Origin of the sequence: Agrobacterium sp. lyk4-40-TYG-31 (assembly GCF_030209855.1) — a bacterium.
GTDB lineage: Bacteria > Pseudomonadota > Alphaproteobacteria > Rhizobiales > Rhizobiaceae > Agrobacterium > Agrobacterium vaccinii.
On record NZ_JARVRE010000009.1, the window covers coordinates 273,233 to 299,947 of the forward strand.

At 58.2% G+C, this 26,715-nt stretch carries 22 protein-coding genes; 2 read left to right on the top strand and 20 right to left on the bottom strand.

The genetic code is table 11. From position 1 onward, the window contains the following. Positions 1-138: 138 nt before the first annotated feature. Both QRN55_RS18185 and QRN55_RS18190 read left to right on the top strand, forming a co-directional pair. A complete protein-coding gene (locus QRN55_RS18185; RefSeq protein ID WP_112497863.1) occupies positions 139-1,335 on the top strand; it encodes a DNA recombination protein RmuC in 1,197 nt (398 codons plus the stop codon). A 49-nt stretch (positions 1,336-1,384) separates the two neighbouring features. Next, entirely contained in the window at positions 1,385-2,284 is a 900-nt protein-coding gene (locus QRN55_RS18190) for a ribokinase (RefSeq protein ID WP_284777773.1), read from the top strand. A 2-nt stretch (positions 2,285-2,286) separates the two neighbouring features. Here the strand turns inward: QRN55_RS18190 and trmB are convergent, their stop codons facing one another. The 20 genes from trmB to QRN55_RS18290 form a co-directional block, all read right to left on the bottom strand. Continuing rightward, positions 2,287-2,985, bottom strand: a complete 699-nt coding sequence (gene trmB / locus QRN55_RS18195) for a tRNA (guanine(46)-N(7))-methyltransferase TrmB (protein ID WP_284777858.1) — start codon at positions 2,983-2,985, stop codon at positions 2,287-2,289. Positions 2,986-3,095: 110 nt separating this feature from the next. Then, a complete protein-coding gene (gene metK / locus QRN55_RS18200) occupies positions 3,096-4,361 on the bottom strand; it encodes a methionine adenosyltransferase (RefSeq protein ID WP_065700006.1) in 1,266 nt (421 codons plus the stop codon). A gap of 167 nt (positions 4,362-4,528) precedes the next feature. After that, positions 4,529-4,948: a helix-turn-helix domain-containing protein gene (locus QRN55_RS18205; protein WP_111840108.1), complete on the bottom strand. Its 420-nt coding sequence runs from the start codon at positions 4,946-4,948 to the stop codon at positions 4,529-4,531. Positions 4,949-5,092: 144 nt separating this feature from the next. Next, positions 5,093-6,682 carry an apolipoprotein N-acyltransferase gene (gene lnt / locus QRN55_RS18210; protein WP_284777774.1) on the bottom strand — a complete coding sequence of 530 codons (1,590 nt, stop codon included), beginning with the start codon at positions 6,680-6,682 and terminating at the stop codon, positions 5,093-5,095. Between the two features lie 193 nt (positions 6,683-6,875). Further along, positions 6,876-8,006, bottom strand: a complete 1,131-nt coding sequence (locus QRN55_RS18215; protein WP_111840110.1) for a hemolysin family protein — start codon at positions 8,004-8,006, stop codon at positions 6,876-6,878. Positions 8,007-8,023: 17 nt separating this feature from the next. Next, positions 8,024-8,530, bottom strand: coding sequence for an rRNA maturation RNase YbeY (gene ybeY, locus QRN55_RS18220; protein WP_112497867.1), 507 nt, complete (start codon positions 8,528-8,530; stop codon positions 8,024-8,026). Positions 8,531-8,539: 9 nt separating this feature from the next. Beyond that, positions 8,540-9,595, bottom strand: coding sequence for a PhoH family protein (locus tag QRN55_RS18225; protein ID WP_111840112.1), 1,056 nt, complete (start codon positions 9,593-9,595; stop codon positions 8,540-8,542). Between the two features lie 46 nt (positions 9,596-9,641). Further along, complete coding sequence (miaB, locus tag QRN55_RS18230) at positions 9,642-11,039, bottom strand: tRNA (N6-isopentenyl adenosine(37)-C2)-methylthiotransferase MiaB (protein WP_284777775.1); 1,398 nt, start codon at positions 11,037-11,039, stop codon at positions 9,642-9,644. Positions 11,040-11,089: 50 nt separating this feature from the next. Further along, positions 11,090-11,890 (bottom strand): lyso-ornithine lipid O-acyltransferase, encoded by an 801-nt coding sequence (olsA, locus tag QRN55_RS18235; RefSeq protein WP_284777776.1) that lies wholly within the window; start codon positions 11,888-11,890, stop codon positions 11,090-11,092. A gap of 29 nt (positions 11,891-11,919) precedes the next feature. Then, positions 11,920-12,348, bottom strand: coding sequence for a Fur family transcriptional regulator (locus QRN55_RS18240; RefSeq protein WP_111840115.1), 429 nt, complete (start codon positions 12,346-12,348; stop codon positions 11,920-11,922). Positions 12,349-12,411: 63 nt separating this feature from the next. Then, a complete protein-coding gene (locus QRN55_RS18245; protein ID WP_233122324.1) occupies positions 12,412-12,906 on the bottom strand; it encodes a GNAT family N-acetyltransferase in 495 nt (164 codons plus the stop codon). A gap of 40 nt (positions 12,907-12,946) precedes the next feature. Beyond that, positions 12,947-13,615 carry a tRNA (adenosine(37)-N6)-threonylcarbamoyltransferase complex dimerization subunit type 1 TsaB gene (tsaB, locus tag QRN55_RS18250; protein WP_284777859.1) on the bottom strand — a complete coding sequence of 223 codons (669 nt, stop codon included), beginning with the start codon at positions 13,613-13,615 and terminating at the stop codon, positions 12,947-12,949. An 18-nt stretch (positions 13,616-13,633) separates the two neighbouring features. Beyond that, positions 13,634-14,197, bottom strand: a complete 564-nt coding sequence (locus QRN55_RS18255) for a NifU family protein (protein ID WP_111840234.1) — start codon at positions 14,195-14,197, stop codon at positions 13,634-13,636. Positions 14,198-14,341: 144 nt separating this feature from the next. Continuing rightward, positions 14,342-14,833, bottom strand: coding sequence for a universal stress protein (locus QRN55_RS18260; protein ID WP_111840118.1), 492 nt, complete (start codon positions 14,831-14,833; stop codon positions 14,342-14,344). A gap of 109 nt (positions 14,834-14,942) precedes the next feature. Beyond that, a complete protein-coding gene (gene trpS / locus QRN55_RS18265) occupies positions 14,943-16,007 on the bottom strand; it encodes a tryptophan--tRNA ligase (RefSeq protein WP_284777778.1) in 1,065 nt (354 codons plus the stop codon). Between the two features lie 93 nt (positions 16,008-16,100). Then, positions 16,101-17,702: a murein biosynthesis integral membrane protein MurJ gene (murJ, locus tag QRN55_RS18270; RefSeq protein ID WP_284777780.1), complete on the bottom strand. Its 1,602-nt coding sequence runs from the start codon at positions 17,700-17,702 to the stop codon at positions 16,101-16,103. A gap of 7 nt (positions 17,703-17,709) precedes the next feature. Further along, positions 17,710-20,538 (bottom strand): [protein-PII] uridylyltransferase, encoded by a 2,829-nt coding sequence (locus QRN55_RS18275; protein WP_284777781.1) that lies wholly within the window; start codon positions 20,536-20,538, stop codon positions 17,710-17,712. A gap of 86 nt (positions 20,539-20,624) precedes the next feature. Then, entirely contained in the window at positions 20,625-23,276 is a 2,652-nt protein-coding gene (gene mutS, locus QRN55_RS18280; protein WP_284777860.1) for a DNA mismatch repair protein MutS, read from the bottom strand. Positions 23,277-23,454: 178 nt separating this feature from the next. Further along, positions 23,455-24,336 carry a l-ornithine N(alpha)-acyltransferase gene (gene olsB / locus QRN55_RS18285; protein ID WP_284777782.1) on the bottom strand — a complete coding sequence of 294 codons (882 nt, stop codon included), beginning with the start codon at positions 24,334-24,336 and terminating at the stop codon, positions 23,455-23,457. A 97-nt stretch (positions 24,337-24,433) separates the two neighbouring features. Further along, positions 24,434-26,680 carry a PAS domain-containing hybrid sensor histidine kinase/response regulator gene (locus QRN55_RS18290; protein WP_284777783.1) on the bottom strand — a complete coding sequence of 749 codons (2,247 nt, stop codon included), beginning with the start codon at positions 26,678-26,680 and terminating at the stop codon, positions 24,434-24,436. Positions 26,681-26,715: the final 35 nt, after the last annotated feature.

The following is a 26,715-nucleotide window of genomic DNA, read 5'->3' on the forward strand; positions in this document are numbered from 1 at the left end:
ACGCATCTCATCTTTGGAGGAAACAAAAAATAAAGGCCAATATTAGCGACATGAGCAGCAGCAAACGGGACTCATTTACGCCCCAGAAATGTTCTTGTTTTGATCTGACGAATCACACGGAATCTGTTAGATTTGGCTATGAACATCGATCTAAATGCGCTTGGTACGACAGCTTTCAGTCTTGGCAGCCTCCAGATATCGGTTGGCGCTCTCCTCGGCATTCTCATAGCGGGTTGTCTGGTGGCTGCGGCGATGATGTGGCGCAAACCGCCCGTGCCCGATCAATCACGTGACGAAATCACCGAGCTTCTCAGAACCCAATCGGAACTGCATGGCCGCATCGCTGCCATGACGGAGAGCCTCAGCGCCCGCCAGAACGAGATGAGCCAGACGCTGAACGACCGGCTGGACGGCATGTCGCAGCGCATCGGCACCACTTTGACGGAGCAGACCCGCTCGACGCACGAAAATCTCAGTAAATTGCAGGAACGCCTCGCCGTCATCGACGCCGCGCAGGGGAATATTCAGGATTTGGCCAAGGACGTGATCGGCCTTCAGGCCATTCTCAACAACAAGCAGACACGCGGGGCTTTTGGCCAAGCGCGTATGGAAGCGCTGATTGCCGACGCCCTGCCCTCGGGTTCATACAGTTTGCAGCCCACACTTTCGAACGGCTTTCGGCCTGATTGCACCATCAGAATGCCGAACAATGCACCGCCGTTGGTCATCGACGCCAAGTTTCCGCTGGAAGCCTGGAATGCGCTGAAGGCCGATGATGCGCCAGAGGCCAAACGCGCCGCCACCCAGCAGTTCCGTCGCGATATGGAAGTGCATATCCGCGATGTCGCGGACAAATATCTGATCTCCGGCGAAACCCAGGACACCGCCTTCATTTTCGTGCCCTCTGAATCCATCTTTGCCGATATTCATCAACACTTCGAAAACCTCGTGCAGCGCGCGCACCGGTCCCGCGTCGTCATCGTTTCGCCATCGCTGTTGATGCTGTCGGTACAGGTCATCCAGTCGGTGTTGAAAGACCAGCGCATGCGCGAACAGGCGCATCTCATTCAAGGCGAAGTCGCGATGCTGATGGACGATGTGCGGCGTCTGGATGAGCGGACGCGCAAATTGCAGGCGCATTTTGGGCTGGTGCAGAAGGACGTGGACATGATGCTGACCTCGTCCGACAAGGTCTTGGCACGTGGCATCAAGATCGAAAGCCTCGATTTCGCGCCGTCGCAAAAGGAAATCGCCCATCTTGAGGCCGAGCAGTTGCGGCGCATCGCGGATGTGCGCGCCGGTGCCACCAAGCTGAGGGTGGTTGACGACGAGTGATCCACTCGGCAAAGTCGCCTTCGTTTTTGCCCCTTATGGAATGACCCGCATGATCACAGTTTTCGGCTCCATCAACATGGACCTCGTTGCCATTTCCGACCGCCTGCCCAAGCCGGGTGAAACCGTGACCGGCAAGACTTTCTCCACCGCAGCCGGTGGCAAGGGCGCCAATCAGGCGCTGGCAGCGAAACGCGCCGGTGCCACAGTGAAAATGGCGGGTGCCGTTGGCGATGACGCCTTTGCAGCCCCGGCGCTCACCCTTCTTCGCGATGCCAGAACCGATTTGTCGCTGGTCAAGTCCGTTGCCGTGCCGACCGGAACCGCCGTCATCCTGATTGGTGAGGGCGGTGAAAACATGATCTCGGTTATCCCCGCCGCCAATGGTGAAGTGTCGGCAGCCGATGCGGAGCGTACCGTCTCCGAAATGATGGCAGGCGATATCCTGATGTTGCAATTCGAAATACCAGCCGAGGCCATCGAAGCAGCACTCAAGGCCGCCAAGGCAAAGCGCGTCACCACGCTCATCAACACCGCGCCGCTGACATCCGAGGCGCAGCGCCTGTCGCGACTGGCGGATGTCGTCATTGCCAACGAAACCGAGTTCGAATTGCTGATCGGCAAAAGCGGTCTTTCCGCTGACCAGCGGGAAAAGGAACTCGCCGCACTTCACGACGAGACCGGCCAGACCCTCATCGTCACGCTGGGTGCGGAAGGGGTGATCGCCATTCGCAATGGCAAGCTGGTGAAGGCCAAGGGCCTGAAGATCGAGCCCGTCGATACGGTCGGTGCGGGTGATACGTTCTGCGGTTATCTGGCCGCGAGCCTCGATGCCGGTCTCGATTTTGAGGCAGCACTTCGCCGCGCCGCCGTTGCCGGTTCGCTGGCCTGCACAAAGCCCGGCGCGCAGCCATCCATTCCGGTCGCATCCGAGGTGGATGCTAAAATCTAAACTCAGGTTCGGATGAAGGTGAGATAGGCGGAGCTGCGCCCCTCGCGCTTCGCCTTGTTCTCGTAACGCGTGCCCGGCCAAGTATCGAACGGCGTCGTCCAGTCGGCAGCTACCTGCGCCGTCCACTCGAACCCGCCATGGCTGGCGCAATGCTGAAGCGTCCAGTTGATGTAGGTGTCGATATCCGAGGCGAAGCAGAATTTTGCTCCGGGTTTCAGCACACGATGAAACCGCGCCAGATTGACGTCTGACACGAAACGGCGCTTCCAGTGCTTCTTCTTCGGCCAAGGGTCGGGATAGAGCAGATCAATGTGGTCGATGCAGGCATCCGGCAGCCAGTCGAGCAGTTGCGTTGCATCATCATCATAGAGGCGGATGTTCATCAGCTCGCGCTCTTTCACGCTGCCCAGAAGCTTCGCCATGGAATTGACGAAGGGCTCGACGCCGATGAAACCGGTGGCAGGATCTTCGGAGGCGCGGTGAATGAGGTGTTCACCGCCACCAAAGCCGATTTCGAGGCGGATGGTTTTCACATCGGCGGGAAACAGCGCAGCGAGATTTTTAGGCGGCTGCGTCTCAAGATCGACCTTCAGCAACGGCAAAAGGTTTTCGATCGTATCGACCTGCTGGTTGCGCAGTGGCTTGCCCTTGCGCCGACCAAAAAACGCTTCCGTTGCGCGTGAACGCCGCTCTTCCGTCATTTCAACACTCTCAGACAAAATGGATAACCCGCACCGCGCCTGTTCAACTGCGCGGTGCGGGTTTCAAAACGTTCAGACCGTATCTCTCAATCGGTAGCGATTGACAAGCCTTAAGCGGCTTTCAATGCATCCTTGAGCGGCTTGACCAGATCCAGCTTCTCCCAGGAGAAGGAGCCGTCACGACCGGCCTTGCGACCGAAATGGCCGTAGGACGAGGTCTTGGCGTAGATCGGCTTGTTGAGGTCGAGGTGACGACGAATGCCCGATGGCGAGAGGTCGATGACCTTGCGGATCGCGGCTTCGACTTCGTCTTCGCTCATCTTACCCGTCTGGTGGAAATCGACATAGACCGACAGGGGCTGTGCAACGCCGATGGCGTAGGACAGCTGGATCGTGCAACGCTCTGCCAATCCTGCGGCCACGACGTTCTTGGCAATGTAGCGGGCAGCATATGCTGCGGAACGGTCGACCTTGGTCGTGTCCTTGCCGGAGAATGCACCGCCGCCGTGAGGGGCTGCACCGCCGTAGGTGTCAACGATGATCTTGCGGCCGGTCAGGCCAGCGTCGCCATCAGGACCACCGATCACGAACTTGCCTGTCGGGTTGATGTACCACTGGCAATCGTCGGCGATCTTCAATTCGCCCAGCGCTTCGCGGATGTAGGGCTCGACGACCGAGCGAACCTTCTTGGAGTCCCAGCTGGCATCAAGATGCTGCGTGGAAAGCACGATCGAGACGGCCTCAGAAGCCTTGCCATCGACGTAACGCACGGTCACCTGGCTCTTGGCATCGGGGCCGAGCTTGGCTGCTTCGCCTTCGCCGCTCTTGCGGGCAGTGGCCAGAAGCTGGAGAATGCGGTGCGAATAATAGATCGGTGCCGGCATCAGGTCCGGCGTTTCCTTGCAGGCGTAACCGAACATGATGCCCTGGTCGCCAGCGCCTTCGTCGCCCTGCTTGTCGGAGGCGTTGTCCACGCCCTGCGCAATGTCGGCAGACTGCGGGTGCAGCAGCACATCGATCTTGGCCGTCTTCCAGTGGAAGCCGTCCTGCTCGTAGCCGATATCACGGATGGCCTTGCGGGCAGCAGCCTTGAACTTGGCGGGGTTGATGACGGGATGGCCGCTCGCGTCCTTGAACACGGAGCCGTCTTTGTCCTTCTTCAACAGCGTGTCGGGAACACGCACTTCACCGGCGATGATCACGCGGTTCGTCGTTGCAAGGGTCTCGCAGGCGATTCGCACCGTCCAGGGATCGACCCCGGTCTTGGCGGCTTCGCGATAGATCAGATCGACGATTTCATCGGAAATGCGGTCACAAACCTTGTCAGGGTGACCTTCAGCAACGGACTCGCTGGTGAATAGGTAATTGGCACGCATGCGGGATTCCCCTCAAAGAAACGGTCATCGTTGTTAGTCACATTGCTCGAAAAAAACAAGGACACAACGACATAAATATATCTTTATATCGGAATTCCTAACTCATCCTTACGCAATAAAAAACGGCCCCGAGGGACCGTTTTAAAAATCGCACAATGGTAAATGCGTTATTCCGCGTCGCCTTCGGCAGCGAGCGCCTTGACCAGATCCACGAGACGGCGGCGAACCTTCGGGTCGTTGATCTTGACGAAGGCGCGGTTCAGCTGGAGCCCTTCGGACGAGGACAGGAAGTCCACGACGTAGTTGGAGCTGTTTGCCTCGGCCATGCCGGTGGCGCTGACGCCCTGATCGCCCGGCGCATCTTCAAAGAAGAACGACACGGGGACATTGAGAATTCCAGAGATGTTCTGCAAACGGCTGGCGCCGACGCGGTTCGTCCCTTTTTCGTATTTCTGAATCTGCTGAAATGTGATGCCGAGGCTTTCGCCCAGCTTTTCCTGGCTCATGCCCAGCATCGTGCGGCGGAGGCGAATACGGCTTCCGACGTGAATGTCGATCGGGTTTGGCTTCTTCTTGTTCTCTGTCATTGTCGTGGTCCTGACATTCAGTTTATTCGGGTTATCGACTACACGCCTGTTCAAATCCTGAATAGTAGGATTGTCGCCGCACGAAACATATCACGTGCGTTGTGCAACCTAACAAGTTCACTATGCAATTTTAGGGGTTTTTGGTCAATTCTTCGATTTCATCAAACCAGTCCGAGCAATCACCGCGCACACGAGCAATATTCCAAAGAACAACCAAAAGTGTATCTGTCGCATATCTCCAATGAACGCGCCAGTGGCGGCACCACTTAAAGTGGAATCGATCATTCCCTTTTGACCGTAGTCAAGACCTGCGGCAATTCGCCCCAGAGGGTCGATAATGGCTGAAATGCCGGTATTGGCTGCACGAATCACCGGAATGCCGGTTTCCACAGCGCGTATTCTAGCCTGCTGAAGATGCTGGTAAGGACCCGGCGTATCGCCGAACCAGCCGTCATTCGTCACGTTGACGATCGCCGTCGACGTGGCGATATCGGCGGGCACCTCGCCGGGAAAGATGATCTCGTAGCAGATGAACGAGTCCAGTTTCTGGCCAGAAGGCAGCGTGATCGGCTCGCGCGTTGCGGCTGGCGAGAAGCCGCCGGGCAAGCTGATCAGATTGTCGATGCCGAAGTTTCTCAGCACGTTTTCGAACGGCACGTATTCTCCGAAAGGTACAAGATGCACCTTGTCCGTGGCCCCGATGATCTGCCCCTGACTATCGATGGCATAGACGGAATTGTAATAGCGCGGCGCGTGTCCTGCACCCGCATCTTCCATGCGCACTGCACCGGTCAGCAATATCTGCCCATCGTCCAGTGTCTTGGCGATCTCTTCCAGCGCATCCGGGTTCTGCGTCAGAATGAAGGGTACGGAGGTTTCCGGCCAGACAATGATGTCTGGGCGCTTCTCGCCGTCCTTCACCGGCAGTGCTGACAGGCGTAGATGTTCCTTGAATATCTCAGCGCGGTCGGCATTCAGCATCTTGCGGGATTGGTCGATCCCCGGCTGTACGATCCTGACCGTCAGCGCATCACTGTCTGAGTTCAATGGCTGCTGCAGGCGATAGGCACCATATCCGAGATGCAGCGCCATCATGAGAAGCGCGATACCAAGCCCCGGAAGCAAGCCTTTTTTCGTCCCAAGTAGCGCCGGACTGGAGAATATGAAAACCGCCAGCATCGACATGCCGAATATGCCGATGAGGTTCGATGTCTGCATCATCAAAGGGAACGGCATCAGCCCGTAGCCGACCGTATTCCACGGAAACCCCGTCAGCACGAAACTGCGCAGCCATTCGATCAGGCCGAAGGCCGCGGCCAAAGCGGCGATCCGTCCCCATCCGTCCGACCAGAGCAGATTGGCGAGCATGACGGCGAAGCCGTAGAAGATGGCGAGGCAGGCGGGCAATCCAAGGATGGCGAGCGGCAAAGCCCAGGCAAACTCGTCGGCTTCCAGAAGCAGGGCGTTGCCAAGCCACCACAGCCCCGCCACGAAGTAGCCGAACCCGAACAGCCAGCCGATTATGAAGGTTTTCCAGCCACGCGACCACAGGCCGCCATCGGGATTGCCCGTGGCACCATCGATCAGCCAGACGAGCAGCGTGAACGAGACGAACAGAGACGCGAAAAAGCCGAAGGGTGGAAACGCAAGAGCACCGATGGCACCGGCACCGATGGTCATGGCAACACGGCCAAAACCACTGCTCAGCATGATCCTGCCCGCCAGTCGCTCCATCTTAGTCTCCACCTTTTTAAGGCACCATCCGACACAAGATACACGGGAGGCGACACCGTCTGTTCAACGGGATTTACTGTAAAAAAAACCGCACGTCCACAGCATCCCGCGTCACAGGATGACGTCGTTCCAAAAACAGAATGGCCGTAGAATCATTATTCTACGGCCATTCAGAATCTATCAACGTCTTTGTTTAAGCAGTGGCGTTATCGGCATGGCTTTGTGATGGTGGCGGCAGCGCCAGAACGACGGCATCCGCCGGAGCCTGATCGTCCTCACCTTCCGAGGATTGGTTGCGAACGATGCGTACGCCCTTGATGCGACGGGAGTCGGCATCGAGAATGTGGAACTCGAAACCTGCGACCGCACGAACGACTTCGCCTTTGACCGGGATACGGCCAAGCGCAAAAAAGATCAGTCCGCCCAGCGTATCGATCTCCTCGATATGCTCACGCACATCGAAATCGTGGCCAATGGCCTCGGCAAGTTCGGTCAATTCTGCGCGGGCATCGGCAATCAGGACATCCGCAGACAGGCGTGAGAACATCGTCTCGTCCTTGTCGTGCTCGTCATCGATATCGCCGACAACCATCTCCACGATGTCTTCGTGGCTCACGAGACCATCCGTGCCGCCATACTCATCAATGATGAGCGCAAGCTGCGTGCGCTGAGCCTGCATGGTTTTCAACAGGCTGGACGCCAGCATGGACGGCGGTGCGAAAAGAATTTTTCTGATGATACCGGCTTCCGCCAGCGTCTTTTCCAGATCGACACGGGCGAGGTCGAAGTTGGCGCGCGGTGATTTGGTCACCTTGCCTTCGGCATTCGTCGTCTGGCGGGAACCGACTCGACGTTTGTTGCGGGCCTGCTTGCCGATGAAGGACAAGAGGTCGCGAATGTGGATCATGCCCTTGGGGTTATCCAGCGTTTCATCGTAAACCGGCATGCGGGAGCGCCCGGTTTCCTCAAACAGGATCATCGCTTCGCCGATGGTCATGTCCTGATCCAGCCCGTCGATATCGGCACGCGGGATCATGATATCCTCGACCCGGACTTCCCTGAAGCGTAGAATATTGTTGAGCATCGCCCGCTCTTCGGGCGTGAACGCGGCACCGATTTCCGTATCGGTCATCAACGCGTCCGTAATGTCTTCACGAAGACGCTCGCCCTGCGACGGCTTCAACAGCCGCGAAATGCGAGACCAGAGCGTGGCTCTGGGTTTGGCCTGGTAGTCCTGACGTAAGGGACTACTGCCCTCCTCCGATGAGGATTGCTCCCCGGTTTCTTTGCCCTCCTGGGGCGGCCTTGCAGAATGTTCGTTCATGGTCCCAAACTGTTAAATCAAAGCGGGTCTTGTCCCGCATACGGATCAGATAGACCAAGCGCCGCCAAAATGCGAGTCTCGAGCCCTTCCATTTCTTCAGCTTCATCGGTTTCGATGTGATCGTAACCAAAGAGGTGCAGGAATCCATGCACCAGAAGATGGGTCAGATGATCCTCGAAACTCTTTTCCAGATCAAGAGCCTCGCGGGCGACGGTCTCGTGGGCGATGACGATATCACCCAGCATCGGGCCCGGCATACCGCCGGGTTCCAGCGGATAGGCGGGAAAAGACAGCACATTGGTTGCCTTGTCCTTGTCACGCCATTCCGCATTGATTTCGCGAATTGCCGCGTCGTCGGTGAAAACCAGAGACAGTTCCGTTGGCATCTTTGGAAAAGGCTGCTCTTCCTTTTCCCGCAAGAATTCAGCAGCCGGATTTAAAACCTGGCTGCTGAATGTCAGCAATTCTTCTTCAGAAGACCAGCGCTCAGCCTCTACGCTGATCTGAATATCCAGTAACGTCATCGTTCTGCTTCATGCGCCTCTGGGCAGGCTCTCGTCCGGCACCGCCGTCTGGGCTTCGTAGGCGCGGACGATACGTGCGACCATCGGATGGCGAACGACGTCCACATCCTTGAAGCGGACGACCGATACGCCCTCGACATCCGGCAGGATTTGAAGGGCTTCCACGAGGCCAGATTTCACGCCGCGCGGCAAGTCCACCTGGCTTGGGTCACCGGTCACGATCATGCGGCCGTTTTCACCCAGACGCGTCAGAAACATCTTCATCTGCATCGTCGTGGTGTTCTGCGCCTCATCGAGAATGACGGCAGCATTGGCAAGCGTGCGTCCGCGCATGAAAGCCAGCGGCGCGATTTCGATGACGCCTGCCTGAATGGCACGCTCCACCTTGTCACCCGGCATCATGTCGTAAAGCGCGTCGTAAAGCGGACGAAGGTAAGGATCGACCTTCTCCTTCATATCGCCGGGCAGAAAGCCAAGGCGCTCACCGGCTTCGACGGCTGGACGCGACAGGATGATGCGATCCACCACGCCCCGCTCCAGCAGTTGCGCTGCGTGGGCGACGGCGAGATAGGTCTTGCCCGTACCGGCAGGACCAACACCGAAGACCAACTCGGACTGCTCCAACGCCCGCATATAAACATCCTGCGTCGGCGTGCGGGCAGCGATGGTCTTTTTGCGCGTGGAAATCTGAGCCATCGATATCTTGGCTTTGCGTTCCATCGTCGGAAGGGTCAGCTGATCGTCAGCGGCCATCGCCATGCGAATGGCACCTTCGACGTCGGAAACCTCCACCGTGCCGCCCTTCAGCAGTCTCTCATAGAGCGAATCCAGCGCGCGTCGCGCCTGATTGATGGCGACGACATCGCCGGTGATGGCTACCGAGTTTCCGCGCGGGCGGGCATCGATATTGAGCTTTTGCTCCAGCAATTTGAGGTTTTGATCGAACTGACCGAATAGCTCTCCGGCTATCCTGTTATTCTCGAACGTGAGGACGAAGTGATTGGCGTCGGTCGCGGCTGTGCGTGGCTGGCGCGATGGGGGTGATACCAATTCGTGTGCGTTCAAGCGGTCAGGCTCCCGTCCTAATCAGTGTCGGTTCCTCACTCTAGCTTTATGCCACCTCGGCAAACAAGCTGTTTGGACCCGTTGCGGTGATTCGTACATGAATAATGTCGCCGATTTTCATGTCGTTTGCATCAAGATTCACAGATTGAAGCCAGGGAGATCTACCGATTAATTGTCCTGGCATCCGACCGGGCTTTTCCAGCAACACATCCATCGTCTTGCCGACCAGCGAACCGGCAAATTCGTGCTGCTGTTTCAACAACAAGGCTTGCAGGCGTTCCAGCCGTTCAGCCTTGACCTCTTCAGGCACCTGATCAGTCAAATCGGCACCGGGCGTTCCCGGTCGCGTGGAATATTTGAACGAAAATGCCTGTGCGTATTTCACCTGTTCTACGAGAGCGAGCGTATCATCGAAATCCCGATCCGTCTCGCCCGGGAAGCCAACAATAAAGTCTCCCGACATGGCGATATCAGGGCGGGCAGAACGAATTCTTTCGATAAGCCTAATATATTCATCACCCGTGTGACGGCGGTTCATGGCTTTCAGAATACGATCCGAGCCGGACTGAACAGGCAGATGCAGATACGGCATCAAAATGCGCAAATCACGATGGGCGCCGATCAGCTGCTCATCCATATCGCGCGGATGGCTGGTCGTGTATCTCAACCGCGCAAGGCCGGGAATTTCCGCCAGTTTATACAGCAACTCGGCCAGGCCCAGCTGTTCTCCCGCAGCACCCGTGCCGCGCCATGCATTGACGTTCTGGCCGAGTAGCGTGATTTCTCGCACACCGGCATCGACAAGCTTCATCGCTTCGTCAACGATCTGCCGTACCGGACGCGATACTTCCGATCCGCGCGTATACGGCACGACACAGAAGGTACAGAATTTATCGCAGCCTTCCTGCACCGTCAAAAACGCGGTGACACCGCGGCTGCGCAGCGTTTGCTTTTCCGCCAGCGGCAAATGCTCGAACTTGTCTTCGACCGCATAGTCCGTTTCGATGACCCGTTCCCCGCCGCGAACACGCTTCAGGGCATCCGGCAGGCGATGATAGGTCTGGGGACCGATGACGACATCCACGGCAGGCGCGCGGCGAAGAATTTCCTCGCCTTCTGCCTGAGCCACGCAACCGGCAACGCCGATGACGAATTCGCGGCCCTGTTCTTCACGGGTCTTCTTCATATCCCGCAGACGGCCAAGCGCGGAATAGACCTTCTCGGCTGCCTTTTCGCGGATGTGACAGGTGTTGAGAAGAACCAGATCGGCGTCGCCCATGTCTTCGGTCTGCACGTAGCCATCCTTGGCCAGAGCATCGCTCATGCGCACGGAATCGTAGACGTTCATCTGACAGCCATAGGTCTTGATGAAGACCTTGCGGCTGTTTGCACCTTCGCGGAGGGCAAGCGGGGCGGCCTCTAGGCCAATCATTTCCTGGGTCATGACGCTTATCTAATGATTTCGGTCGCTATATTAAATAGAAAAATGCGGGATCAGCGGGACTTTCGCCAGCCGCCGCGCAGAGAAAAATTCAGCATGGACCGGATTGCCAGGGTCGACTCAGTGCTCAAGGCTTTGCGATTATCACCCGCGCGGAAAGGGATCGCTTCGCCGAAGGACACATCGACATCGATAGCACCTGCCTTCAGCAGACCGAAGAGCGAGGGCAGAAGCTCCAAGCTGCCCGGCCAAGCGGCAACGCTGCGGTGATATCGGCCCATCGCCATGCCTTGAATGCCGGTATAGGCAATCGCAACCGGCTGCACATGAACGATGCGCCCCGGTACCTGCTCTGCCGCGCTCGAAGCCGCGCCGAAAAGCGAGGATTTGACGGTGAGAAGACGATTGCCATCAGACGTCGTGCCTTCGGGAAACAGAACGACGATTTCACCGGCAGCCAACCGCTCGGCGATCTCGTTGACCTGCGCGCCTGCGCTGCGCTTTTGTTCACGCGCTATGAAGATGGTTTTTTGCAGCCGTGCCAACAGGCCGAAAACCGGCCAGTCCCGCACTTCTGTCTTGGCGATGAAGGCCACGTCGGCAATGCTGCCGAGTATCATGATATCTTTCCAGGAGACGTGGTTCACCACCAGCAACAGCGGCGTTGCGCTCTCGACGCTGCCGTGAACGTGGACCTTGATGCCCAGCGCGTGGCAGGCAAACCTGTGCCATACTCTCGGCAACGTGCGACGGAGGGGCCAATCGAAAAACAGGCCAAGCACTTGCACCGGTAACAGAACCAGCGTGACTAGCGACATCAGGACAACCAGATAGATAACCCGCAGCCACATCATCGCTTCACCTGCTCCGCAGCCCGTTTCGCCTAACGCTCTTCGGGCTTCAACGGCACACCATAGAGTTCAAGCCGGTGGTCCACCAGCTTGAAGCCATGCTCGCGGGCAATCTTTTCCTGCAACGCTTCGATTTCGGGAGAGTGAAACTCGATCACCACACCGTGCTTGAGGTCGATGAGGTGATCGTGGTGTTCTTCCGGCATCGTCTCGTAACGCGAGCGACCATCACGAAAGTCGTGTCGTTCAATAATGCCCGCATCTTCAAACAGCTTGACCGTGCGGTAGACAGTGGAAATCGAAATGCGGGGATCGACAGCGGAGGAGCGGCGATAGAGTTCTTCGACATCCGGGTGATCAGCCGATTCCTGAAGGACACGCGCAATGACGCGGCGCTGATCCGTCATGCGCATACCGCGCTCGGCACATAATTCTTCCAGCGTTTTTGAAAGGTCTATCACGTCTCGTCTTCCAGGCTCGTCCGTTGGAATGCGCCACTGCGCTCGGTTAACTTGCATCACGAACTAGCGAAGATCGCGCCGCATGACAAGCGCCATGGATTTCGTGCCATCCTTGGCGGTGTAATAGGCCCGACGTTCCGCAACCGTCTTGAATCCAAGCTTCTGATAGAGGCCGATGGCCGAACCATTGGCACCATCGACCTCCAGAAACATGGTTTCGGCACCGCGCATCGACGCTTCGCGCATGGCCGTCTGCATCAGCCGCCAGCCAAGGCCGACACGCGCAAACTTGTCGGAAACTGCGATGGTGAGGATTTCCGCCTCACCGCCCGCCTCGCGCGACAGCACGAAGCCCCCCAAGGGCTTGCTGAAAAAGGCATTCGTCTGGCGGGCGACCGCGCCGAAAACGCTGGACTGGCTCAAAAGACCGGAAAATTCGCCGTCGTTCCAGGCGCGTGGAAAGCGCGTCGCGTGCAGCGCAGCGATATCGACGCAGTCGCCATGCTCCATCGGCACGATCTCGAAAAAGGGTTTCCAGCTTAGATAATCGTCGAACATTTCAGGGAATCATCCGCGTTCACAATAGTAACGGGCACTATCAGGCACCCGAGCGGCGTTCCAGTGCAAATCCCGATTGCGGCTTTGCATCGGGCCCACGCAGATAAAGGGGTGCTGGCTTGGGCAGGCCCTGTGGCTTCGAAGCGCCGATGCGGGCGACCGTGGCGATCTCGAAATGATCCGGCCCTGAGCCGGTCTCGCCACCGGCCAGAAGCGGCGCGGCTGAGCCGATGACCTCACCGCTAAAATCGGCAAGAGCAGCCTTCGCATCCGTCAGTGAAAGAAGGGCGGCCTCGGTTGATGGCGATCCATCTGCGGCAAATATCTGAAGGTAGGCTTCGTCACGCTTGGCATCGAGACCGACTGCGACTGGTTGCCCAGGATGCGCATGCAAGTGATGTGCGGCCAGTGTTTCCAGTGTCGTGACACCCACGGCCTCTATGCCCAGGGATAAAGCAAATCCGCGCGCCGCGGCAACGCCGACCCGAATACCCGTGAAAGAGCCCGGTCCGATGGTGACCGCGATGTGTCCGACATCCTGCAGGGTTAGCGAAGCCTGCTGCAAGGCACCTTCTATGATGCCCATCAGCAACTCGGCATGGCCTTTGCCGATGTTTTCAGTAACCTCGCCCAGTACAGCATCATCCGCGCTGTCATAGAGACAAGCGGAGCAATCCACACCCGAGGTATCGATGGACAGAACAATCATCGCCAAAGCAGCCGCTGGTCAGACGGCCTCAACCTCTTGCACTTCGGGAACGAAGTGGCGCAGCAGGTTTTGGACGCCGTGCTTGAGAGTTGCGGTGGAGGATGGGCAGCCGGAGCATGCACCCTTCATGTTCAAGAACACCGTGCCATCGCGGAAACCACGGAAAGTGATGTCGCCGCCATCCTGCGCAACAGCCGGGCGGACGCGGGTCTCAAGCAGTTCCTTGATGGTGGCGACAATGGTCTCGTCACCCGCTTCGAAGAACTCTTCCTCTTCATCGGAAATTTCTGCCGAAACGGCGGTGCCCATCAGGGGACGACCCGACATGAAATGCTCCATGATCGAGCCGAGGATCGCTGGCTTGAGATGCTGCCACTCGGCACCATCCTTGGAAACGGTGATAAAATCGAACCCGTAGTAAACGCCCGTCACACCGGGAATTTCGAACAGAACCGCGGCCAGAGGCGACGCCTGCGCCTGCGCTGCATTCAGGAATTCCGCCGTTCCGTTTTCCAGAACGACCTTTCCCGGCAGGAATTTCAGCGTTGCCGGGTTGGGCGTGGATTCTGTCTGAATGAACATCTCAATCTCCTTCGGGACAATCCTCAGACAGCCCGGAATTTAGAACACTTCCAAAGTATGCCGAATATGGGTTCACTTCAAGTGCTGACATGATAATGATAGTCAAGAAATCTGCCCGACAAAGCAATGCTTCGTTGTCGCCTTTTAGCAGAGGGCGTCTATTTCCTCATCGCTCAGCGTATCGGGCAGTACCGTCACGGGGATGGGGAACGCAGCACCGCGACCAGCGATCGATGACACCAGCGGACCGGGGCCATCCTTGGTGGAGCCAGCGGCCAGCACAAGAATGGCGATGTCGCGGTCTTCTTCGATCAGGCCATGAATCTGGTCGGCAGCGTTGCCTTCGCGGATCACCGCTTCCGGCTCGATGCCGACGCTCTCGCGCACTCTCTGAGCCACTTTCGCCAGCGAAGCTTCCGCCTCTTCGAGAGCCTCGGCGCGCATGATCTGCTCCACGCCCAGCCACTGCTGAAAGTCACCTTCAGGGATGACATAGAGAAGCACGAGTGCGCCGTTGGAATTCTTGGCGCGACGACCGGCATAGTGGACGGCCCGCTCGCATTCGGGCGTGCCATCGATGACCGCCAGAAACTTACGACGGTGTCCTTCGAGACGCGAAAGTCGTTTCGATACCATAGCGCACTCCTATTTCGCAGCGGCAGGACAAAGCCACCCGGTGGCCCGGGCGGACCTTATATCAGATGCAGAAATTAAAAAATGCTCCTGCGCAAGCAAGCGTCACACCTCAGCGCAGAAAGCCGATGATGTCACGCACATCGTCCATCGTCTTTTCCGCAATCGCACGTGCCCGCTCTCCACCCTGCTTCAGGATCGTATCGATATGACTGGTGTCATCCAGAAGGCGGCACATTTCGCTGTTGATGGGCGCGAGAACATTGACAGCGAGGTCTACCAGCGCAGGCTTGAAGGCCGAGAACTGCTGCCCGCCGAATTCCGCGAGAACCTCGGCCTTGGTCTTGTCGGACAGGGCCGCATAAATGCCGATGAGGTTTTCAGCCTCTGCACGACCCTTCAAACCCTCGACCTCGCTTGGCAAGGCATCCGGGTCCGTCTTCGCCTTCTTGATCTTGCGCGACAGCGTATCGACATCGTCCATCAGATTGATGCGCGACAGATCCGACGGGTCGGACTTTGACATCTTCTTGGTGCCGTCCTTCAGCGACATGACACGTGGAGCGGGTCCGCCGATCAGCGGCTCGACCATCGGGAAATAGGCATGAACGGGCTCGTTGCCGACAGTGATATCAACACCGAGACCGGCATTGCGAATATTGGCACCGAAATCGATGTTGAATTTCTGGGCGATATCGCGAGCAAGCTCCAGATGCTGTTTCTGGTCATCACCGACGGGAACATGGGTTGCGCGATATACCAGAATGTCAGCGGCCATCAGGCTTGGATAGGCCAACAGACCTAGCGAGACCTGTTCGGCATTCTTGCCCGACTTGTCCTTGAACTGGGTCATGCGCTCCATCCAGCCGATGCGCGCAACGCAGTTAAACACCCATGCCAGTTCCGCATGCTGCGGCACGGCGGACTGGTTGAAGACGATATGCTTGACCGGATCGATACCTGCCGCAATGAAGGCCGCCGCAATCGAGCGCGTCTGCGCCTTCAGGTCCGCATGCACCAGCTGGGCCGTGATGGCATGCATATCCACGACGCAGTAGATGCAGTCATTGTCTTCCTGAAGCGCAACGAATTTGCGGATGGCACCGAGATAATTGCCGAGGTGTAGGTTTCCGGTCGGCTGGACGCCAGAGAAAACCAGTGGCTTGAATGCGTTCATCATCGTCCTCGATAAGGCTTGTGGAGGGCCTTGCCCTGCGTTTTGGATCGGGTTTCAAATTGGCCGCGCTTATGCACCCGCAACAGGCTGCAATCAAGGGATTTCGGTGGGCTCGGTTTGAGTTTCCTTCTTCATCTGACGCCGCTTCAACCCGCGTTTGACCATGGCAAGGCTGGCACCACCGGACAGGAAGGCAAGACCGAAATACAGCACCATGGCCGCAAGGACGAGGCCGACAAGGGTTCCGGCTCGCACGGCAATAGACGATGCAGCTGACAATTCGAAGGACAGATGGGCCAGCGCATAGTGAATGGCGACGGCCATGACACCCGCCGCAATCAACAGCCGTGGAATGCGGGTCAGGAGCGGAATATCGAGTTTCCAGTGTCCACGCCACAACAGCATGCCAAAGAGAAGAGCGGCATTGACCCAACCGGCGGTGATCTCCGCCGTCGCGATGCCCGGTCCGCCATAGGACGGAAAAAGGGTGAGCGCCATGGACACATTCACGACGACGGAGATCGCTGCAAAGATCATCGGTGTTCGGGTGTCTTCACGCGCAAAGAAGCCGGGAATGAAGGCTTTGATCAGCACGAAGGCGGGAAGCCCGAGCCCATAGATTCCGAGAATTTCAGCGACTGTCACGGTTGCAGATGGAGAGAAGTTGCCGCGCTCATACAGGAAACGGACGATAGGTTCGGCCATGACCAGCAGAGCGGCAGCGGCCGGAAGGGTCAGGAACATCACGAATTCGACGGAGCGGTTTTGCAGGTTGGCAGCTTCGACCTGCTGTCCACCTCGCAAAGCGCGGGCCAGTTCCGGCAACAGCACGGTCGCCACCGCAATACCGACGACACCGAGCGGCAGCTGGTAGATCCGGTCCGCATAGGCCAGCGAGGATATGACCCCCTCACCGCCGGATGCAATATTGGTGTTGATCAACAGGTTGATCTGGGTGATGCCGCCTGTGATCGCAGCAGGCAGGGCCAGCACCAACAGGCGCTTGACGTTTCCGGTCATACGCGGGCGGCGAAAGCCGATCTTGATACCGGCGTTGCGCACGGCAATCCAGACGATAGCCAGTTGCACGAAACCGGCTGCCATCACGCCCCAGGACAGCGCGTAGCCGACCTGAAGCGGATCGAAGCTCTTCCACCAGGCCATACCCAGCACGCCGATCAGAATGATATTGAGGAAGACGGGTGCAATCGCCGCTGCAAAATACCGATGCAGCGAGTTCAGCATGCCGCCCATCATCGCCGCCAGCGACATGCAGGCGAGATAGGGGAACATGATGGTGGCGAGACGCACCGTGTTGTCGAACTTCGTCGGGTCCTCGACGAAGCCTGGCGCAATCACCGTTTTCACGATGAAGGGCATCGACAGTTCCATGACGATCGTCAGTGCCATCAGCACCGTGAAGAGAACGCCGAAGACTTCTTCCGAAAAGCGCTTTGCGCCCTCCATGCCGTTGGCTTCGATTTCCTTGGCAAACAGTGGCACGAAGGCGGAGTTGAAGGCGCCCTCGGCAAACAGGCGACGGAAGGTGTTGGGGAACCGAAACGCTGCGTTGAACGCATCCGCCACCGGCCCGGTACCGACTGCGGCGGCCATCAGCATTTCACGGACGAAACCGAAGAGACGGCTGCCCAGCGTCGCGGCGCCGACCGTTGCGAATTTGGAGATCAAACCCATTCTATCTTCAAGCCTTCGCGGTACGTGCGGCAGGCAAGGCTGCGACATCGGGATGGGCGATGATGCCGGGAGGCATGCGGTCGCGCAATTCGTCTTCCTGCTCGGCCATGACGGCCTTCAGGCGTGAGGCAATGCTTGCCTGTCTGTTGTCGGTCATGACCTTCTGACCGAAGAGATCGGTCACGTAGAACGTATCGATCACCTTCTCGCCGAAGGTGGTGATGCGCGCCGATGTGATGTCCAGCGAAAGATCGGCCAGCACAGCCGTCATATCTGCCAGAAGGCCGGTGCGGTCGAGGCATTCCACCTCGATAACCGTGAACTTGTTGGACAGACCATTCGAGATGGTGACGGATGGCGGAATGTTGAATGTCTTGCTTTTCTTGCGGCTCTTGGTGCGGGTCGCGATGATTTCTGGAATACGCTTCTGACCTGCCAGAACCTCCTCGATCATCTTGCCGATATTGTTGGCACGCCGCGTCTCATCCTCATCGATCGGAAATTCGCGGTTGATGAGGATGGTGTCCAGCGCCCGCCCGTCCGACGTCGTGAAGATTTGCGCGTCGGCAATATTGGCACCGGCAGCGGCGCAGGCGCCCGTGATGATCGACAGCAGACGTGGGTGGTCAGGCGCCAGCACGGTGATCTCGGTGATGGCGTGGAAGGAGTGCGTTCGGACCATGGTGGACAGGACTTTTTCCTGCTTGTCCGTTTCTCGCAAAAACCGCGTATGACGGATCTGATCGTCCAGATCGACCGACAAGAGATAGGGCTCGTAATGCAGCGCCGTATATTTGCGGCGTGCCTTCTGACCCCAATCTGTCAGGGAATCATACAGCGCCTGACGGGCGATCTTGGCGCGTTCCTTGCGGGATGTTTCCGAGAACCCGCCGGAGAGCAGAAGCTCGGTCTCGTAATAGAGCGTGCGCAGCAACTGGCCTTTCCAGCCGTTCCACACATCCGGCCCCACGGCCCTGATGTCGCAGACGGTGAGGATCAGCAGCATTTTCAGCCGCTCCATGGACTGCACCTTATCGGCGAAATCGGTGATGGTCTTGCGGTCGTGAAGGTCGCGAGTCTGCGCCACCATGGACATCAAGAGATGCTGCTCGATCAACCAGAAGACGGTTTCCGTCTGTTTGCTGGTCAGGCGAAAGCGCTGGCAGAGTTTGCGCGCCACACGGGCCCCGGCAATGGAGTGATCCTCCTGCCTACCCTTGGCGACATCGTGCAACAGCACCGCGACATAGAGGACGTCGCGATCTTCGATGGCGGGCATCAACTGGTTGACCAGCGGATGGGTATCGACCGCCTGTCCTTTTTCGATTTCCGACAAGACGGCAACGGAGCGGATCAAATGCTCATCGACCGTGTAGTGATGGTACATGTTGAACTGCATCATCGCGACGATCTTGCCGAACTCCGGGATAAACTTGCCCAGCACACCGGCTTCGTTCATGCGGCGTAGCGTCAACGCCGGGTCCCGTCGCGAGGTCAGGATTGCCAGGAAGAGCCGATTGGCTTCCTCGTTGTCGCGCAGTTCGTGATTGATCAGCGCCAGCGAACGGGTTACCACCCGCAACGCATCCGGGTGCAGTTCCAGATTGTTGATATCCGCCACATGAAAGAGCCGAATAAGGCTGACGGGGTCGCGGCGAAAAACATCGGCATTAGCAAGCGCGATGCGGCCACGATCTTCCACGAATTCGTCAGACCCCGGTATTTTGCGCAGACGGTGGGCAAAGCGGCTGAACACGCCCGACAGGCCGGGAACATCCTTCGCCTGCTTGTCTTCCAAGGCGGCGCAGAGAATGCGCGTGAGATCGCCGACATCCTTGGCGACCAGGAAGTAGTGTTTCATGAAGCGCTCGACAGCCGACAGGCCGGGACGCGGCTGATAATTCAGTGATCCCGCGATTTCACGCTGGATGTCGAATGACAGGCGTTCCTCTGCCTTGCCGGTGATGAAATGCATCTGGCAACGCACGGTCCAGAGGAAATCGTCCGCCTTTTCGAACAGCTTCAGCTCGCGTTTCGAGAGAACCCCCAGCTTCACCAGTTCTGCGGTATCGCGTACGTGGTAGTAATATTTGGCAATCCAGAACAGCGTATGGAGGTCGCGCAGGCCGCCCTTGCCTTCCTTGACATTGGGCTCCACCAGATAGCGCGTGTCGCCTGCCTTGCGATGGCGCTGATCGCGCTCAGCCAGCTTGGCGGCAATGAATTCCGGGCCGCTATTGGTGACGACCTCGGTTTCAAACCGACGCTCCAGCTCATCGGCCAGCGTCTGTTTTCCGCAAATGGCGCGCATTTCAAGAATGGCGGTGCGGATGGTCATATCGGCCTTGGACAGGCGAATGCACTCGTCCACTGTGCGGGTCGCGTGGCCAACCTTGAAGCCGACATCCCACAGAATGTAGAGAATGAATTCGATGGCCTTGTTCATGTCCGGCGTGTGTTTGGGCGGCAGCAGGAACAGGAGATCGATATCGGAGCCCGGCGCCAGTGTGCCACGCCCGTATCCGCCAACAGCGGTGATCGCCACCTGGGGCGCGTCAGCCGGATAGACATGCTGGCAGGCAAGATCATAGAGAACTTCGATGAGGCGATCCTGAAGCCAGGAAATACGACGGGCGCAATCGATGCCACCGCCTTCCGTATTCAACAGCTCGCGGGCCTTGTCGCGTCCTTGCCCGCTTGCCCTCTTGAAGATCGGCAAAAGGTCTGCGCGGACATCGGAAACGCGCTTCCCTTCTCCCTGAAAGACAGCGTCACACTCATGCTTGAGAGCCGCAACGTCCAATATTGCGGTAAAATCCAGGTCCTTGATGGCCATTGATGCCGATATCCATTTCATACGGACTGCGCTTTTGCCATAGCCCTATAGCGATTTTAAGACGTGATGGACAGGCACTGTAAGGCTCAAGCGTTGCCAAGTTGTTTCTTGAGGGCGTAAAGCGCGTCGAGCGCCTCCCGCGGCGTCATTTCATCCGGGTTCAAAGCTTTGAGCGCTTCATCGACTTTCGATTTGCCAGCCGATCGGCTGTCCTCGCGCCGCACCGCCATCTGAAACAGCGGCAGATCGTCGATCAACTGGCTTGCCGGGTTCTTCCGGTCAGCATCCTCCAGCTTGGTGAGAACATCCTTGGCACGCTCGACCACAGAGGCCGGCAGACCCGCCAGTCGCGCAACCTGAATACCGTAGGAACGGTCGGCGGCACCGGGCCCGACCTCGTGTAGAAATATGACGTCGCCTTCCCATTCGCGCACCTTCATGGTTGCGTTGGAGAGACGCCCCAGCTTTTCCGACAGCACCGTCAACTCATGGAAATGGGTGGCGAAAAGGCCACGGCACCTGTTGACCTCATGGAGATGCTCCACCGCGGCCCAGGCAATCGAAAGGCCGTCGAAGGTTGCCGTGCCGCGCCCAATCTCATCAAGAATGACAAGCGAACGATCCGTGGCCTGATTGAGGATGGCCGCCGTTTCGACCATCTCCACCATGAAGGTCGAGCGACCGCGCGCTAGATCATCCGATGCGCCGACACGGGAAAACAGGCGGTCTACGATGCCGATATGGGCAGAATCTGCCGGCACGAAGGAGCCGATCTGGCCGAGAATGGCAATTAGCGCATTCTGGCGCAGGAATGTCGATTTACCGCCCATGTTCGGGCCTGTCAGCAGCCAGATGGCGCCGTTGCGATGACCGCCCACCGATGACAGATCGCAGTTATTGGCGATGAACGGCCCGCTCGATTGGCGGCGAAGCGCCTGCTCCACCACCGGGTGGCGTCCGCCCTTGATATCGAACATCATGGAGCCATCGATGACCGGTCGGCAATAGGCCTGCTCTGCCGCCAGACAGGCAAGGCTTGTTGCAACATCGATCACCGCAAGCGCCAAAGCACCAGCCTTGATGAACTCTGAATGCGATACGACGGCGCGCACCATCTGGTCGAAGGCCTGCAATTCCATGGTCAGGGCCTGCGCTGCGGCGTTAGCAATGCGGCTTTCCAGATCAGCAAGCTCAGTCGTGGTAAAGCGCATGGCGCCAGCCATGGTCTGACGGTGAATAAAGCGGGCCTTCGCCTCATCACCCACCATCATGACATCGGAATTTCCCGCGCTGACCTCGATGAAGTAACCCAGCACATTGTTGTGCTTGATCTTCAGCGACTTGATACCGGTCTCTTCGGAATATTGCAGCTGCAAACCAGCAATGACGCGACGGGACTGGTCGCGAAGTGCACGGACTTCATCCAGCTCGCCGCTCCACCCATCGCGCACGAAACCGCCGTCGCGCTTCAGCAGAGGCAATTCGTCCGACAACGTCGCATTCAACGTCTGCTCAAGCGTCGTCGGAAGCGCCTTCAAATTTGCCAGCGCATCGGCCAGCTCATCCGGCAGCAAGCCGTGATCCAGCAAGGTCGCGACGTCGGCGGCAGCAGAGAGCCCCACCTTGATCGCACCCAGGTCACGCGGCCCGCCACGGTCAAGCGCAAGACGCGAAAGTGCGCGCGGCATATCCGCCACGTGCTTCAATGCCTCTCGCAACTCGTCGCACAGCGGAACATCGTCCAGCAGATAGGCAACGGCGTCGAGACGGGTATTGATCTGCTCCGGGTCCGTCAAAGGCGACATCAGCCGCTCGGCCAAGAGCCGCGCACCGCCACCGGTGACAGTGCGGTTGATGGCGTGCAGCAGCGATCCGTCGCGCTCGCCCGAAAGGGTTTTCGTCAGTTCCAGATTGGCGCGGGTGGCCGGATCGATGAAAAGGGTCGAGGCCGCACTTTCGCGCTCCGGTGCGCCCAGGGGCGGGCGTTCGGCGATCTGCGTTTTTTCGACATAGGCAACGGCTGCGGCTGCGGCGGCCATTTCGATGCGGGAGAAACTGCCAAAACCATCCAACGTGGCGACACCGAAATAGCGCGCAATGCGACCTTCCGCCGTTGCGCTATCGAACAGAATGGAGGGCTGCGGCACGGCGACCCGACCCAGCACATCGAAAACCGGCCTCAGCTCTTCATCGTGAAACAGGCTGTCGGCGACGATCAACTCGCGCGGATCGATACGCCAGATATCGGCCAAAAGCCGGGTCAATGTCGTTTCTGCCAGGCGGAAAACGCCCGTGGAGATGTCTATCCAGGCGAGTGCAAACTGCGCTTCGGAACTTCCCTTGATGCGGGCCAGCGCCATCAGATAATTGGATTCCGTCGGCGATAGCAGCTTGTCTTCCGTCAGCGTGCCGGGTGTGACCAGCCGGACGACATCACGACGAACAACGGATTTCGAGCCACGCTTCTTGGCTTCAGCAGGATCTTCGGTCTGCTCGCAAACGGCAACGCGATAGCCGCGCAGAATGAGCTTTTGCAGATAGTCGTCAGCGGCATGGACGGGAACACCGCACATGGGAATATCCTGCCCCAGATGCTGCCCGCGTTTCGTCAGTGTAATGCCCAGTGCCCGCGACGCCTCCGCCGCATCATCGAAGAAAAGCTCGTAAAAATCGCCCATGCGATAGAACAGCAGCGAACCGGGGTTGTTCGCCTTGATCTCAATATATTGCTCCATCATCGGAGTGGCCGACGCGCGGCTTTCCTCGGAGATGAGCGAGGCAGTGGAGTGAACGTCCGTCAATGGCTTTTCAATATCGCTGTGTGTTGCGGGAGACGAGCGCAGAGACTAACGATCCCGCCCCATCAGAACAACACACCCGAACAACCTGCCCACAGGAAGCTGCTGATATCAGGCCCTATCCGTTAAAACGATAGCCCTCGCCACCGTAATAATTGATGTACCGCCCGGCAATGGATGAAACCGGCAGGATGACCAGCACATCGGTGGTATTGAAAGCGTGATCAACCACAGCACCGGAGCCGAACGTGGCGCCGATGCGCATATAGGCCTTGATCAAGGGTGGCATGGCCGAAAGCGCACGGCGCGGGTTGATGGCTTCCTTGGGCATCATGTCCATTTCGCGGTAAAGCTCAGGCAAGGCAGATGCCGACCATTCGCCCTTGGCACCGCAATTGTGATGCAGGAAGGAGAGAGGCAAAGCGTGGGCTTCTGGCTGAACACCGGGAAAGGAGGCGCAGCCGATCATCGCATCCATGCGGTGCCTGACGGCATAGGCCCAATTTCCCTGCCATAGCAACTCGACGGTTCGCTTGGTGCGATAGTCCGGCAACACGCAGGAGCGGCCGAGCTCCATGAAGCGCTTGCCCGGATGGCGGGCGATCAAACCCTCGATATCGAACTCGCTTGCGGAGTAGAAGCCATTATGGGCAAAAGCCGTTTCCTGCCGCAACAGACGGTAGGTGCCGACGATCTGATCTTCCGGGTCACCTTCGATGGCGTTGTCTAGGACAAGGAGATGGTCGCACACCGCATCGAAAGCATCGATGTCGCGGCTGCGGCGCATGGCCTCTGCCGGAAGACGCGCACCCATTTCCTCGACGAAGACGCGGTAGCGAACATGCTGGGCGGCGTCGACTTCGCGCTCGTTTCTGGCAAGCCGCGTTTCCAGCGAGCCGATACGCCCGAAGACGTCGTCGTTCCGCGTCTGCGACGTGGGCCTGACGCCAGCAATGACATTGCGCTCGCGAATGTCGTGTTCGAGAATTTCCGTGACCATGGAGAATCACCCCACCACCGTTTCGTTCTGGCTGTCATAAATCACTTATTGACGACAAAACAGTGACAGTTAGCCGCGCAATGGCCTGCGGTGACACCTAAAATCTGCCAGTCCCTTTTTGAGGAAACAATCGAAGCACTTCCTCGATCAGGCGCTTTGGTTCGACGGGTTTTGCGAGCACGATATCGACGCCCCCAGCCAATAAAATCGATTGCATACCCGGCGTCGTATCTGCACTGAGCACGATGAGCGGAATGTTATGACCGCTCAGCGACGCGCACAGGCCGGGAAGGATATCGATGCCATCGCCACCCGGCATATTGAGGTCGGAGATGATGAGGTCCGGCAGATTTTCCGGTCCACTGGCGAGGCTCTGAGTGAGCCCTGTGAAATCAGCGACCGAACGCACCTTGCAGCCGGATTTTTCCAGAACAGCGCGCAGGATGCGCAGGTTGACCGGATCGTCCTCCGCCACCAGCACATCGAGCTCATACGCCGTGTCATCGAGGACGCTGGCAAAGCCGAAACCGGGATGGTGATTGTCGTTGATTGCATCACGACCCTCAACGCCGCTGAAGCGTCCCGACAGGACATCGGTCAGCGACTTTTCGCGCAGGGGCCGGATCAGCCAGGCGTCGAAGGCATCCTGTTTTTGCGCAGCACGCTCTTCCGGGTTGACCAGCAGAATGCGTCTCAAAGGGCGGTCCGGCTCTGTCGGCCAAGTTTCCAAAGTCTCTTGAAACAGTGGGGCTACACGGTGGTCTATGATGATATCCGTCAATCGCCGGAACGTGCCAGGCAATCGGCTGCGCAATGCATCCAGTTCGCGCCGTGTGGAAGCATGCAGGCACGAGCCACCCAGTGCTTCGACAGAGGTCACCGTTGCCTTTGCCACCGTGCCTGACGGTGAAAGCAGCAGGACGTTTGCCTTGCCCAAGGCCTCGGCGCGATGTGACGACAGGGTCTGCGCCAACGGGGCAGGCTTGAATGTGAGCGTGAACACGCTTCCCCTGCCCCGTTGGCTGTCGACTTTGAGTGCGCCACCGAACTCACGGATGATCCTGGCCGATATGGCGAGGCCAAGCCCGGTGCCAGCACTGCGCTGGGAGGTTGGCCCGGCCTGTTCGAATTCACCGAAAATCCGCGCCTGCTCCGCACCGCTCATGCCCGGCCCGGTATCCTCGACAGCGATTGAAAGTTCACCGTCAGCCATCTGGGCCTGAACGAGAACGCCGCCCTTGCTGGTGAACTTCACCGCATTGCCAATGAGGTTGAACAGCACCTGACGAAGTCGTGCCGGGTCGAAATCCAGGTAATCGGGAACATCAGGCGTTACGATGGAGGCAATCTCGATGCCTTTCTCATGGGCGCGGTGGGCCAGCATCTCCACGACGCTTTCGATCAGCTGGCGAAGGTTTTCGGCGCGCGGATTCAGCCTGAAACGACCGGCCTCCATAGTCGAAAAATCCAACAAATCCTCGACGAGTTGCACCAGTGCTTGCCCGGATTCACGCATACCATTCAAATAGTTTCGCTGCTCGTGGTTCAACTGCGTTTGTGCGAGCAGGTGGTTCATGCCGAGGATGCCCGATAGTGGCAGGCGGATTTCGTGACTGACCGTTGCCAGCAGCCTGCCCTTGGCAGCATTCGCATTCTCAGCCCGGACCCTGGCATCTTCACGGCTGACGATGGCGGCTCTTTCATCGGTCACATCACGCGCGATGCTGTTGATGACGAGACGGCTGCTCGTTGCATCATTGGCAACGACGTCGTGCCAGGTGAAAATGCGCTGGCCGTAGGGCGTGGCGATTTCAACATCGTAACAATGGGCCTTGCCGCCGGGGCGAAAGGCAATGCCGATTTCTTCACATGTCTTGCCCTGTGGCGAGGCGCAGCCCGTCATTTCACAAAAGGCCGTGTTGGTGTGGAGGATGCGCCGCTCCAGATCGCGGGTCACCACGATGTCGCCCATGGCCTCATGGATTTCAGCCATCAATGCAGCGTTCTGCCTCTGTCGCGCCTCGATCACCGTCGCATCACGCATGGACGCCTGACGCAGCATGGAGGAACGGACCATCATGTAAAAGGCGCAGGACACGCAGATGGCAACCGACAAAGCCGCCATATAGAGCGCCGCATCGCCACCGAGATAGACAGCGCTTGCAAAAGCAACGCCGCAGCCAGCGGTAAACAGCGTCACCCGGCGCAGAATTTTGTTGTAAAAGGCAAGTGCGCCCGCTTCTGGCGGACTCGTCGTTTTCGAAACGACGGGAAAAACCGCATCCGCCTCAGTCGGGCCGAAGGCTTCGGAAAGCTGATCTTTCAGTTTCGCCAGTTCGCTCATGCCAAATGGCTACCACGCCAGCCGTTTGGATTGGC

Excerpts from the sequence above, each read along its gene's own strand:
- miaB (WP_284777775.1), bottom strand. The coding sequence starts at position 11,039 with ATGACCCAGGAAATGATTGGCCTAGAGGCCGCCCCGCTTGCCCTCCGC.
- QRN55_RS18190 (WP_284777773.1), top strand. The coding sequence starts at position 1,385 with ATGATCACAGTTTTCGGCTCCATCAACATGGACCTCGTTGCCATTTCC.
- ybeY (WP_112497867.1), bottom strand. The coding sequence starts at position 8,530 with ATGACGTTACTGGATATTCAGATCAGCGTAGAGGCTGAGCGCTGGTCT.
- trmB (WP_284777858.1), bottom strand. The coding sequence starts at position 2,985 with ATGACGGAAGAGCGGCGTTCACGCGCAACGGAAGCGTTTTTTGGTCGG.
- tsaB (WP_284777859.1), bottom strand. The coding sequence starts at position 13,615 with ATGATTGTTCTGTCCATCGATACCTCGGGTGTGGATTGCTCCGCTTGT.
- QRN55_RS18255 (WP_111840234.1), bottom strand. The coding sequence starts at position 14,197 with ATGTTCATTCAGACAGAATCCACGCCCAACCCGGCAACGCTGAAATTC.
- olsB (WP_284777782.1), bottom strand. The coding sequence starts at position 24,336 with ATGGTCACGGAAATTCTCGAACACGACATTCGCGAGCGCAATGTCATT.
- QRN55_RS18185 (WP_112497863.1), top strand. The coding sequence starts at position 139 with ATGAACATCGATCTAAATGCGCTTGGTACGACAGCTTTCAGTCTTGGC.
- lnt (WP_284777774.1), bottom strand. The coding sequence starts at position 6,682 with ATGGAGCGACTGGCGGGCAGGATCATGCTGAGCAGTGGTTTTGGCCGT.
- QRN55_RS18260 (WP_111840118.1), bottom strand. The coding sequence starts at position 14,833 with ATGGTATCGAAACGACTTTCGCGTCTCGAAGGACACCGTCGTAAGTTT.
- metK (WP_065700006.1), bottom strand. The coding sequence starts at position 4,361 with ATGCGTGCCAATTACCTATTCACCAGCGAGTCCGTTGCTGAAGGTCAC.
- QRN55_RS18275 (WP_284777781.1), bottom strand. The coding sequence starts at position 20,538 with ATGGCCATCAAGGACCTGGATTTTACCGCAATATTGGACGTTGCGGCT.
- QRN55_RS18205 (WP_111840108.1), bottom strand. The coding sequence starts at position 4,948 with ATGACAGAGAACAAGAAGAAGCCAAACCCGATCGACATTCACGTCGGA.
- QRN55_RS18215 (WP_111840110.1), bottom strand. The coding sequence starts at position 8,006 with ATGAACGAACATTCTGCAAGGCCGCCCCAGGAGGGCAAAGAAACCGGG.
- olsA (WP_284777776.1), bottom strand. The coding sequence starts at position 11,890 with ATGATGTGGCTGCGGGTTATCTATCTGGTTGTCCTGATGTCGCTAGTC.
- mutS (WP_284777860.1), bottom strand. The coding sequence starts at position 23,276 with ATGATGGAGCAATATATTGAGATCAAGGCGAACAACCCCGGTTCGCTG.
- murJ (WP_284777780.1), bottom strand. The coding sequence starts at position 17,702 with ATGGGTTTGATCTCCAAATTCGCAACGGTCGGCGCCGCGACGCTGGGC.
- QRN55_RS18290 (WP_284777783.1), bottom strand. The coding sequence starts at position 26,680 with ATGAGCGAACTGGCGAAACTGAAAGATCAGCTTTCCGAAGCCTTCGGC.
- QRN55_RS18245 (WP_233122324.1), bottom strand. The coding sequence starts at position 12,906 with ATGTTCGACGATTATCTAAGCTGGAAACCCTTTTTCGAGATCGTGCCG.
- trpS (WP_284777778.1), bottom strand. The coding sequence starts at position 16,007 with ATGAACGCATTCAAGCCACTGGTTTTCTCTGGCGTCCAGCCGACCGGA.